Source organism: Okeania sp. SIO2F5 (genome assembly GCF_010692685.1).
Lineage (GTDB): Bacteria > Cyanobacteriota > Cyanobacteriia > Cyanobacteriales > Microcoleaceae > Okeania > Okeania hirsuta.
Genome location: NZ_JAAHGU010000049.1, coordinates 9,308 through 20,765, shown reverse-complemented (window position 1 = coordinate 20,765; position 11,458 = coordinate 9,308). Strand labels below are relative to the sequence as shown.

12 protein-coding genes are annotated in these 11,458 nt (G+C 41.8%); 1 reads left to right on the top strand and 11 read right to left on the bottom strand.

Features of this window, described 5'->3' with window-relative positions:
- The 3 genes from F6K27_RS16855 to F6K27_RS16845 form a co-directional block, all read right to left on the bottom strand.
- Window positions 1-437: hypothetical protein (locus tag F6K27_RS16855; protein WP_287300894.1), on the bottom strand; the 437-nt coding region annotated here is incomplete at its 3' end.
- A 136-nt stretch (window positions 438-573) separates the two neighbouring features.
- Window positions 574-2,358, bottom strand: a complete 1,785-nt coding sequence (locus tag F6K27_RS16850) for a tail fiber domain-containing protein (protein ID WP_287284378.1) — start codon at window positions 2,356-2,358, stop codon at window positions 574-576.
- Between the two features lie 100 nt (window positions 2,359-2,458).
- Window positions 2,459-3,181, bottom strand: a complete 723-nt coding sequence (locus F6K27_RS16845) for a phage tail protein (RefSeq protein WP_287277450.1) — start codon at window positions 3,179-3,181, stop codon at window positions 2,459-2,461.
- A 42-nt stretch (window positions 3,182-3,223) separates the two neighbouring features.
- On the opposite strand from F6K27_RS16845, the gene F6K27_RS16840 reads away from it, so the two are divergent.
- Window positions 3,224-3,361 (top strand): hypothetical protein, encoded by a 138-nt coding sequence (locus F6K27_RS16840; protein ID WP_287284380.1) that lies wholly within the window; start codon window positions 3,224-3,226, stop codon window positions 3,359-3,361.
- On the opposite strand, the gene F6K27_RS16835 is transcribed toward F6K27_RS16840, so the two are convergent.
- The 8 genes from F6K27_RS16835 to F6K27_RS16800 all read right to left on the bottom strand — a co-directional run.
- Complete coding sequence (locus F6K27_RS16835) at window positions 3,351-4,421, bottom strand: baseplate J/gp47 family protein (RefSeq protein ID WP_287277454.1); 1,071 nt, start codon at window positions 4,419-4,421, stop codon at window positions 3,351-3,353. The two genes, F6K27_RS16840 and F6K27_RS16835, sit on opposite strands and share 11 nt — an antisense overlap.
- A gap of 15 nt (window positions 4,422-4,436) precedes the next feature.
- Window positions 4,437-7,496 carry a putative baseplate assembly protein gene (locus tag F6K27_RS16830; protein ID WP_287277456.1) on the bottom strand — a complete coding sequence of 1,020 codons (3,060 nt, stop codon included), beginning with the start codon at window positions 7,494-7,496 and terminating at the stop codon, window positions 4,437-4,439.
- Entirely contained in the window at window positions 7,496-7,960 is a 465-nt protein-coding gene (locus tag F6K27_RS16825) for a GPW/gp25 family protein (protein WP_287277458.1), read from the bottom strand. Before F6K27_RS16825 ends, F6K27_RS16830 begins: the two co-directional genes overlap by 1 nt.
- Complete coding sequence (locus tag F6K27_RS16820) at window positions 7,911-8,315, bottom strand: PAAR domain-containing protein (RefSeq protein WP_287284383.1); 405 nt, start codon at window positions 8,313-8,315, stop codon at window positions 7,911-7,913. The genes F6K27_RS16825 and F6K27_RS16820 overlap by 50 nt, the downstream gene beginning before the upstream one ends.
- A gap of 120 nt (window positions 8,316-8,435) precedes the next feature.
- Window positions 8,436-9,083 (bottom strand): phage baseplate assembly protein V, encoded by a 648-nt coding sequence (locus F6K27_RS16815; protein WP_124154260.1) that lies wholly within the window; start codon window positions 9,081-9,083, stop codon window positions 8,436-8,438.
- On the bottom strand, window positions 9,080-10,153 hold the full coding sequence (locus F6K27_RS16810; protein ID WP_287277461.1) for a phage late control D family protein: 1,074 nt from the start codon (window positions 10,151-10,153) through the stop codon (window positions 9,080-9,082). The genes F6K27_RS16815 and F6K27_RS16810 overlap by 4 nt, the downstream gene beginning before the upstream one ends.
- Before the next feature lie 12 nt (window positions 10,154-10,165).
- Window positions 10,166-10,897 (bottom strand): LysM peptidoglycan-binding domain-containing protein, encoded by a 732-nt coding sequence (locus tag F6K27_RS16805; protein ID WP_287277463.1) that lies wholly within the window; start codon window positions 10,895-10,897, stop codon window positions 10,166-10,168.
- Window positions 10,894-11,458: hypothetical protein (locus tag F6K27_RS16800; protein WP_287277465.1), on the bottom strand; the 565-nt coding region annotated here is incomplete at its 5' end. The genes F6K27_RS16805 and F6K27_RS16800, both read right to left, overlap by 4 nt.

The following is an 11,458-nucleotide window of genomic DNA, read 5'->3' as shown; positions in this document are numbered from 1 at the left end:
CCAGTTCTTACCTCTAAGTGATCGTCATCACAGTTTTCCCTTTTTTTACCACGGTAAATGATAAATTTGGGACGTTCAGTAATGCGAGTGTATTTAGTTTTGTCACCTATTCGGTAAGGCTTATCCTTAATTTCGTGATAGATAATGGCAATTTCAATAGTTGTATTGAGTTCTAATCCATCTAAGTTAAGGGTATTTCTTTCAAAATCGGGTAAAAGAATAATTTCTCGACCATCATTATCAATAGCCATACCCTCACTAACGGCAACTTTTTTATCCCCGTCTTTGGTTACTTCTAATCCTGTCACCACACCCCAGCTATGGAGTAAGCGATTGTGACGCAGGCGCATATCACGATGGTAGGATTGCTCATCGTTGAAGTCTTCTTCTACTAAAAACTGGGAAGTAAAGTAATTGGGACGTTGTATATCTGTCATTATGGTTATTATAGTAGTTTGAAATTGAGTCTGGTAAAAATTATTGGTTTTAGGGAGCAGGGAATAGGGAATAGGGAATAGGGAACAGGGAGCAGGGAGCAGGGAAGAAGTAAAAAATTATGTTTAGGTGATTAGGCTAAAAAGCGCTAGATTGACTTTTATTTTCCAAAGTTTGTACCTTCTGCATTAGCAATGAAATCGTGTTATTTTGCTCCTTCACCACTTTGGTTAAAACCGCCACAATATCCATTGGACTGAGGGTTTTGTGATCGCGACTTGCTACTAAATCCGGCACATCTTCGGCAATAAATCCAATGTGGGTTTCTTGTTGATGATCTTCTTTGTAGCGAAATTGGACGGGATTGAGTCCTTCCAAGGTTTCTAGGGCGTCTTCTATTGTCAGGGTATTTATATTCTCTTTTAACTGTCGTGAGGAGTTTTGTTGTACATTGTTAGCTGTTAAATTACCTGTTACATGGACTCTACCATCGAAGTAGCCAGCATAATTATCGCCAGCACCTGTAGCCTTACCGTAAACACCATAGGCCCGGAGTCCTCTAACTGTGATGTTTGAATTTTGTGCTTCACCGTAAACCCCGTAGACAAAAGATGTCCCACGATTGACAGCGGTGAAATAGCCACCATATCCAGAAAGAATAGATTGATCTGTCGTAGCACCTTCAATTTTATCAACTGCCTCTACAGAATTCTCAGTTAGCCCTTCAACAAAACCCCCAGGTTTCACAGACTCAGGACTATTTGCTAGAGTAATGCCTTCCGGGGGGGAAATCTTATCTTCAAGGGCATCATCTCTGGTGTTATCAAGCTCCTCTTTAACGATAATTTCTTCCTGATTTGTTTCATCGTCACCTTGTACTGTTAAAAAACCATCAAAATGACCCCTAACACCGTAGGATTTAGTGACCTTATTTACTCTTTCCGTTATGGCGAAGATAGCACCACATAATCCTGTTGCTTCGTAGTTATTATTTTTAGGGCTAGGAAGGCGATTCCCAACGAAAACTCCGCCTTGGTAGCGGATAAAATTATCCTCTAATGTCTTCCACTTTCCGCCGCCACTAATTCCAGTTAAACCAGAACCATCCCCTTCAAACTTAGTGGCTTTAACAGTTCCATTTACCTCTAATTTTTCACTAGGATTAGTTGTGCCAATGCCCACCCTGCCACTAGTGTCAATCGTCATACGATGTCGATAGCCAGTAGCCAAAGTCAATGGGTGGTTCGATTCCGTTCCAATTATCCCTCTGGCTCCATTCCAATTATTATGACTAAAAACACTGGTTACTACCCCACCACCCGACCTGACATTGAACCGAGCATGTCGTGAACCTAAGATGTCTAAAGCTTTGTCCCAACTCTGAGGATTATGAATAGATGTTGTTCCAATCCCTACATTGCCATCATTGTAGTAAATACTGTTATTCTCCCCATCAGACCACTTGGTTTTACCACCAGCAAGTTTCCGTGAATCCTCAACTGTACTGACGTTACCATTGTTGTCTAGGTTCACCCGTGCCAAGAGCATCACATTACCATCGGTAGGGGCACTACCAGTTCTTACCTCTAAGTGATCGTCATCACAGTTTTCCCTTTTTTTACCACGGTAAATGATAAATTTGGGACGTTCAGTAATGCGAGTGTATTTAGTTTTGTCACCTATTCGGTAAGGCTTATCCTTAATTTCGTGATAGATAATGGCAATTTCAATAGTTGTATTGAGTTCTAATCCATCTAAGTTAAGGGTATTTCTTTCAGAATCGGGTAAAAGAATAATTTCTCGACCATCCTGATCAATAGCCATACCCTCGCTAACGGCAACTTTTTTATCCCCGTCTTTGGTTACTTCTAATCCTGCCACCACACCCCATTTATAGAGTGAACGATTGTGACGCAGGCGCATGTCACGATGGTAGGTTTGCTCATCATTAAAGTCTTCTTCGATTAAAAACTGGGAAGTAAAGTAATTGGGGCGTTGTATATCGGTCATAATCGTTATTCTCCTAAGTTAGATTGTTGTAATTTTCAGGAATATTGCCAAAAACAGTATCAATGCCAATCTGGGAACCAGTACCTTTTCTAGAATTAGGATCATAAGTACCAATCTGCATACTGTAAATAATTTCTAGTCTGTAGTTGGTATGGGCAGGTTTTTCCTGTTCAATGATAGCAATGGCAATATCTATTTGTCGGTTAAGTTGCTCTTGGGTTAAGCCTTTTGCTGGAGTAATTCTGACGATAAAAAAGTGGGGTATGCCACCACCAAGGTAAGTCCCTCTACCCAAGAGCGATCGCGGGGGAAGTTCTTCGGGATTGTCAACTTGGTTGAGCAGTTGGGAGTCACCAATTTGAAATTCGGCATTGGAAGTATCAGTAATAGTGACTTTGTATTCTTTATCTAGAAATAATTCCAGCAGTGCTTGTAAATTGGCTTTAGTTCCTCGATAGCGATATCTTTCTACAGTATTGGCAATGAACTCCCGTTGTTTGGGAATATCTAAATCTGCCCTGAGACTTAACCCTACCCAGCTAGATAACCAAGGTAGGAAGTCTGGAGGTGTTTGTTGAGAATCAAAGTAGGTATGAATATCGGCAATTGGCGCTTCTAAACTACCGAAAATAATTTCTTCAAAGGGTAGTAAAAATTGACCGATGAAAGGATCGCTTTGATAAATCTCTGGCAGATAGTCTAAAAGTTTACTGGGGGAACTGTCTAAATTGGTCATTAGTTTTATTATAGTCTTGAACCGGTGAAATTAACATTTTCCATGGAAGCTAAAAATGTAGGTTGGGTCTCGTTGCCTCGACCCAACACCGCCGCCTCTAGCGTTGGGTTTCGCTATCGCTCTACCCAACCTACTTATTCTGAATTGGTCATTAGTTTTATTGTAGTCTTTATTCGGTGAAATCAACATTTTCTATGGGGGAAATAATATCTATATCGCTGTTGCCAATATCTAAATTAACTAATTCTTCTGGTTTAAGCTGGATAGCACTTAGCTCTTTTGCATTGGTGTAAACTAGGCGTTGCTCGTTGGCAATGGCATCAGGATCAGGAAGAAATACTTCATCTTGCTGGTGGGTTTTGGTTACATAATCCACAAATTCTAGTTCATCAAGTAGTTGATAAAGTTCGGAAACATAAACATTGCGACCAAATTGCCAACCTTGGGGATTGTCAGGATTTGGTAGGGGATCGAAAAAGTTTTCTAGGGCGTTATTTATTTGTTCCCCGCTGGTTTCTACCTCTGCTTCGCGATTGAGGTATATAGTTAATCTGATGCTAATGGTGATGTAGCTTGGCACAACTACATGGATTGCTGTACCAATCAATCGCCGTTTTTCTAAGTGTTTTTTTACCTGATTAATCAGGAATGAGCTTGGTTGAGGGGGACTATTGTTGCTATGGTTACCGTAGTTAACAAGGTAATACTGTATCAGTAGTGATGCTAGTTGATATAAACTGCTCTGTATCAGGAGCAATAAAGCAAAAATCACTACTTGTTTACCACCGGGAATAATAATAATACTCACATGACCTGGTTGATCCACAGGTTCCACTAAGGGATTTTCTGAGTTGAGGTTACGTCGAGGGATACAGTGTGCTCTGGTAATGGTAGGATCTGCTTCTAGAGCTAACTCCACAAAATCATTACAGGTAATAGCTCGATAGCGATCGCGTACTTTGGTAATTGCTTCTTTAATCTCTGTCTGTAAATCCTGATTAGGCTGCCAATCGGGTCCATTGAGAAGTTGTAAAAACATCCACTTATTCGCTTCTGTTACCCGATTTTGCCGATAAAGGAGCATTTCGGTAAGGTAGGCAAACAATTCAATCAGGGTAATCCCAGGATCAGAAGGATTATGATTAGTCCATTGCGGTGCATCGGTGGGAATCATACCCAGGGCTTCTTGCACCAAATCATCATAGGTGCGATCGTCTAAATTAGGTAATTCTATGGCCATAGTAGTTTCTCCTCCTTACTCCAAAAAAGTTAAACTGATGCTATGTTTACCCGAATACACCAAAAAGCGTTCAGTCTGGCTAGCACCTGCTAATTCTTCAATTTCAGCCACCTCCAAACTAGAAACATGATCTACTCCCGGCACTCTTTCTAATAGTCGGTAAAAGTCAGATTTGTAAGGCTGACGACCAAAATTCCAACCTCTACCTTCAAAACCTCCCGTGAGAGGATGGAGAAAACTAGCTAAGGTTTGCTCCACTGTTTGCGCCACCTCACCAGCTCCTTCTAGGGAAGTAACTGCAATTTCCGTGGTAATATCTACACGGACATAGGGAGTGCCTACTACCGAGATTGTCACTGTTGGTTCAGTGTAGGTTTGTAAGTAACTTTGGACACGATTAGTTAGCTCTAAACTAGGTAGGGGTTTAGCTTCCTGGGAGTGGGGTACAATAATTACACTCACGGCTCCCCTTAAATTGGGTTTGGTATCTAGGGGATTAGTTTTCAAATTGGCTAAGGGTATACACCTAGCTCTACTTACCTGCGGAGAAGCAAGTTTGGCTAAATCTTCGTAATCTTCCTTAGTTACAGCACGCTGACGATGGCGAACTTCCTTGGGGACCCGCTCAATCAAGGATTCCAAGCTTTCCGCTGCGGCACCCCCTGCTGCGGCTTGATGGTTGATTACTTTGTCTACATAAGGAATTGTCGTTTTGAGTTGTACGATTGCTCCAGCGGGTTTGTTGCCAGCAGTGCCACCACCGGTTTGATAGCGACTCATACGGAGATTGCCTTTACCAGGGGGAGGAATTAACCCATTGCGTCCATCGCCGAAGGTAATCTTTCCGGTAAGATTGTCGAGGACATAATGGCGATCGCGTGGTTCTGATTGATAAAAATCCTTGACTTGATGCCAACGTACCCAAATTGCTTGAGGTCTTCCTGTGGCATCAGCAATAGTTGTAATGGCATCTTCCCCTTCTTCCAGGACAATTTTTTGCTTTTCTAAAGCCGAAGGCACTTCTGGTTCCCGGACTTCCAACTGCTGACCTGCTAAAATTGGCTGGCGAGTTGTCTGAAACTTTTGATTCTCGCTGCCATCACTAGAACCAAGGTTTTCCTGTTGGATGGTTAAGGTTTGGACTGCCATCGTGGTGTTTAGCAGTACTTGCTCCAGCCTTGGTTCAACTTCGTAGTCACCCTGTAACCATTGAACCCGCAGCCAATAACGGGGAGGTAGATTAAAGTCTTCCTTGGGTGTAAAATCTGCTGGTGGCAGAAATTCAATTAAACCGGAACGGGTAAAGTTTTCTGTTTCATCTCTTATAGTCAGCCGTCCCCATCCTTTGCCATTCCAATATTGCCAGGAAAGTTGAACTTGCTCAGTTTTATTCAATTGTGTCCCATTAGTTGAATTAGGTAACAATGGGATATTATCGTCTCCATATTTTACCTCAGTTACACCGGGAAACAGGCTGAGAGTACGATTGGGAAAATCTGTTCTAGCTAATGGTAAACTAAAACCGAGATAGCAAGCTGGTTGCTCAAAGTCGGTTTTGTGAAAAGGAATGAAAGGTGGAACAGGATTAGTTGCATAAATGAAGTCATTGTAGGTGAGCACCTCTTCTGGTTCTGCGTCTGATAGGGTTAAGGTGTGGCTCACTACAATTGATTCAATCAAGGGGGGTGCAAATGTGGCTGGCTGCAATCGATAGCCTTCTCCTACTTGTTGATAGGATGCTTCTCTACCATAGTTTCCAGCACTAATTCGCACACGAATCCAGAAACTTTCTACTCCATTAACTGTGGTGGGAGCAGGTTTTTCCACTAAAGTAAACACTACCTGACCATTTCCCGTAAAAATCTGGGGACTGCCTTGAAATCCAGCAGCAACTGTTGTTCTTAATTCTTGCCAGACTTTACCATTCCAAAATTCCCACCTCAGTCTTAGATTTCTGGAAGCTTGTGTAGGAACAGGAAGGTCATCTGGCTCACTGCTAATTCTTGCTATAGGAAGAGCACCTGGTTCACCGGCGGGATTGATCAAGTTAACTTGAAGAGTAATTTGAGCATTTTCTTGAGAAAAAACTTGACTATTGGCTAAATATAAAGTATCCCCAAGCTTGGGTTTTTCCCCAAACGGGAAAAACTCTTTAGTTAAATCAACGGGTACTTGATTAAGAAAAGCTGTTTCGATTAATAGTTCAGTGGAATGGATAGTAGCTTCAAGTTTGATATCCGCAATCTTAGGTAATTGATTGACAAGAGTAATGGGAGTAACTAACCGACAGCGAAGCCAACGACTAGTTACTAAATTAACAGTAGTTAAAGGTAAAGCGGTAAGATTACTAAATTCAATTTCGCGATCGCCACTTTGAGTCAAGCCTTGAGTTCCATCATTGCTCGGTGTCAGGTCTTGCCAATCAGCGCCATTTTCGGTTTCCTGCCAAATTTGCCATGTTATCTCTCCTGTTCCCATCAGGGCTTCTGATAAATTAATCTTTACTGTAAACGTACCAATGTCAGCAAACCCCAAAAGCTTACTATGTCCAAGATAAAAAATATGTTCAATGGGCTGATTTCCCCGAAAGACATAAACACCTTCCGCTCCTTGTTGAGTCAGAATTGCACTATGATTACTGTATAAATCCTGCTCTGGATCTCGGACAAAAATAGACTCTAACTTAGCAGCGGTTACGATTAACTCTCGCTCCGTTTCAAAAATAACCGGGTCTTTTTCTCCTTCCCCTGGAGGTGCAGCAACCTGGGTTCCCTTTAGCACTACTGCATCAATTGTACTTCCCCCAGCCAGAGAAAAGGTCAAAGGTACCCGTGCCGGTTGAGGGGGTAAACGAGAAGCACCTAATAAATCCAAAAATGCTAAGAAATTCTTATCGGGAACTTGATTAAGTCGCTCAATAATAATCTCGGCAAAACGGGCAAAAATATTAACTAAAGCAGCACTAGTTCCTTTAAGCTCTTGGTTTTTTTTTGTATATTCTTTGATAAGTTGCTGTACCTGTTCGGCAATATCCTTTGCCGTCCTTTGATCAATTTTGGGCGCGAGTTTCCCCATTAACCTCCACCTCCTTCTAGATAAAACGGATAAACTAAGTTAAAAACGTTATTAGTTGCCCGTACTTGATAGTCGATAGTAACAAGCATCTTCTCCCTCTCTTGATTTGATGGAGATTGAACTCGCACATCTAAGACATCAATACGAGGCTCAAATAACAGCAACGCTTCCTGAACAGCTTGGGATACTTTGCCAGCAGTGGACGGTGAGTTAGGCTCAAAAACTAAGTCGTAAATGCTACAACCAAAGTCGGGACGCATAACTCGCTCACCTTTGGCAGTACCGAGGATAATTAAGACTGACTGGCGTACACTCTCTTCATATTTAGCAAGTTGGAAATCTCCCTCAGTATCTAAACTGACTGGAAATCCTACACCTACACCTAAAAATGGTTTAGACATCATTCCCTCCCTTTCATCCAATAAAAACTGTACTGACTGCCACCACTTGACCCACTGGTGCATCTACCGGATCGTTACAAGTTTCAGCAATATCTCCATTCCTGGCTGCTGATTTACCGTTGATCTTTACAGTTTGGCTACCAATTTTGACCGTGCCTTTATTCGCCGGGGGATTTTGAAAGCTAGTGCCCGGAGGTGTCGGAATATGAGATGGAGTATTGTCAGCAGTGCTATCTACAGTTGCTGCTGGCATTCCCATAATATTGACATCACTGCTGAGGTTGTCGTTGATCATACCAGAAAAAGGATGAGGTAAGGGTGTCGGTACTGGTGGTCCTGCCGACGGTACCATGACAATGTGAGTATCAACTGCAATAATTTGGTCGCCTTGTTTTGCTGCTGGTTGTCCCATAGACATCTCCAAAAATAAAAATTAAAATCAATTATCCTACATAAATTCTCAATTATTCCCCTCCTGGGAGGGGTTAGGGGTGGGTTCCCTACTCCCTACTCCCTACTCCATATTTTCTAGAGATAACTAATTGAGATTAATAGTTTGACCTTTAAGATTCATGGTGCTGCTGGCTTCAAGATTCATTCCGGCGTCAGATTCAATTTTGGTGTCTGCTGTAGATTTAATTTCAATATTCTGTGCTTCTAGCTTAATATTGCCTTGTGTTGCTGATAAAGTTATGTCTCCATCGGAGCTAATAGCAATCGTGTTACTAGCAGTATCAAAAACAATGCTATTTTTTTCAGTTTTATCAACAATTTCAATAGTTTCTTTACCCTCTTCATCATTGAGACGGATTACATGACCGCTACGAGATTTGATGAGCCGGATATTATTTTGGCCATCTTCATTAGTTGTCGGTGGAGGTTCTTGACCATTCCATAAAAACCCGATAATATAAGGAAAACGCACATCCCCATGTTCAAAAACTACTAAAACTTCGTCATCTACTTCTGGCAAAAAATAAATCCCTCTTTCATTTCCTGCCATTGGTGCAGCTATTCGCGCCCAGTCGCTTTCATCTTCATCACTCAACCAGGGAAATTTTACTTTGACTCTCCCTAGTCCTTCTGGGTCTTCATTATTGGTAACTACACCAACCACAACACCATAAATACGAGAGGCGATCGCTTCTCTTTCTTCATTATCCATCAATAGGTCAAATAACCTCATGTTCCGTTCCTCCGAACTGTAAAATGGGTGCGATATCCAGATTGAGCTTGATAACGATTCACAGTAGCAGTAACATAATACTGACCGCTAAAGCGTTTCCCTACCCCGTCAATTTTGATTACTTTGCCTGGGCGTAAATCTGTACGTCCCCAACAAACTCCTTCACCAGTAATTAATCCTAGTGCGAGATTATTAAAGCGAGCTTTGGCAAATTGATCTGCTTCTGCTTGAGTTAACACTGGGCGATCGCTGACTGTAGCAACTGCTGTACCGAAAGCATCTTCAACAATAGCAGCACCGCTACTTTGTCCCCCCATAGTTGAAACCTCATCCCCTACTCTTGCCTCTCCGACAATTTCTTGCTTTTCTTTAGGGTCCCAACTTCGCACTGTTAACTCACTGACTTGACCCATAGAAGACAGATGGGGATAAAATTCCATCAAATCATCCTCAAAGCTAAGAGTTAAAATTTCGCTCTCAGCATTGCCTACAGGTCGGAAAAATAGAGTTTGATCTTCAACAACTACCTCATAGTTAATCCGCTTTGCTCTCTCTTGCAAAAACTCAATGTCCGTTTGCGACCTTTGTAAAAGATAATCATGCACCACTTGGCTATCTTCAACTTTAGCAGTGAGTCCTGCATCCTGGGCAATTTGGGTAGCAATCTCACTATCTTTTTGTTGGACAAAGGTTTTGGTCTTGCGACCCCGCTGGAGACGATGGCGACGGTCATATCCGCGCACTGTTAAACTAGGTAGGCGATCGAAGGCGAATTCTGGTTCTATACCCGTAATTTCACCAATAATCAGGGTTTCTAAATCATTAGCATAGCCAAGTTGTACCTCAACCACATTGCCAATGGCAAAAAGTTCTTCGTCATCAATCCAGATAGTTTCTTCTTCCTGGCTATCTGAACCTGTAAGTTCCAGTGTAAACATTCCAGGTAAGTTAACATCATGGTCAACGGTAAGGCGTTGGACGTGCAATTTTGCTTCAACAGGCAAAGGTGAGCCGTTGATAATAATCTCAAAATCAGGAACAAGAGGGCTTTCGCGGTTAGCAACTGGCATAGATTATTTCCCTCAACGCAGTTTTGGAATAATTAAGGTTCGACCAATCTGCATTTCTAAGTTGCGTGGATCGTCAAGCTGATTAGCTTGAGCAATAATGCGCCACAGTTTTGGATTGTTGTAAAATTGGGCTGATATATCGCTTAAAGTGTCGCCACCCTTGATAATACGGGTGGTTAATTCCGGATCTGTCTTGCGTTTGTCTACTAACGGAGCGAGAAATTCTAAGAAAGTGAGGCTTAAATTTGCTCTCAAGGGTTTTCCATTGGCTTTAAAGAGCGTGAAATTTTGCGTCAAACTGGTAATTACGCCAATAAAGGGGAAGTCAGAACCCACAGGAGCCTCACCCCAGGCTACTTCGCAAACTTGCGGATGATCTTCTTCTCGCTCAATGCGAGTTAGAGCTACAATTTTGTTAGTTTCTTCTCGGACATCATCCCTATCAACTGCTTCAGTCACGTCGAAAAACAATTCCAAAGTTAGTTGACGACTGCCACCGCCTTTAAATTGGATCGTAGGTGCATTAACTTTTCTTTCAGTGTTTTCAGTGTTTGTTCCTTCTCCCCTGGAGCTGTCCTGTGGTTCCCAGTTGACGGATTTACTGATAGAATAAGTTTCTGGATTGAATTGCACTGAAATTACTTTGCATTCCTTTTTGTTGTGTTCTCCTTTTTTGCAGTACGACAGGTTGGACTGTTGTCCTTTCTTTTTTAAAGGAGTAATCGTCAATTTATCTAATTTCATTTACCAACCCCCCGACGTTCTCTTTCTACTGCAAGTTGACGAGCCAGAATCCGACTTACTTGTTCAGCAACTTTGGTGATGTCTAGCGGCGATCCTGATGCTATTTTTGGAGTATACATCGGCGTTATAGAATTTCTATCCATTGCTAACTGAACTGTAGAATTCTCAACTGTATTAGTTTGACGAGTGAGTACACCATGAGTATTTATTGGAGTTATTGCTAGAGGTAGAGCAATTTTCTCACTATAAGGATTTTTGGTGGATAACCCCTGATTCACTTGTAAACCATCGGTGCTTTTGAGCCAAACCATGTTTAACTCAGAACTAGGGTTACTGGCGATCGATGGTTCTGGTGATAGTTGTACAGGTAAGTTTGACTTTTGTCCCTGTAAGGATAAGGGCCGAGATTGAGAAATATCGGTCTTTGGTACGATTGAAGTTAGGTTAAAATCTTCTGGTTTAGTTTGAATAATCCCTTTAACCAGAGGTAAATTAGTTTTTGGCTGGGTTGCAGTTACTAAACTGTTGGGATTAACAGAAGTATCTGCTTTCCTTTGAACC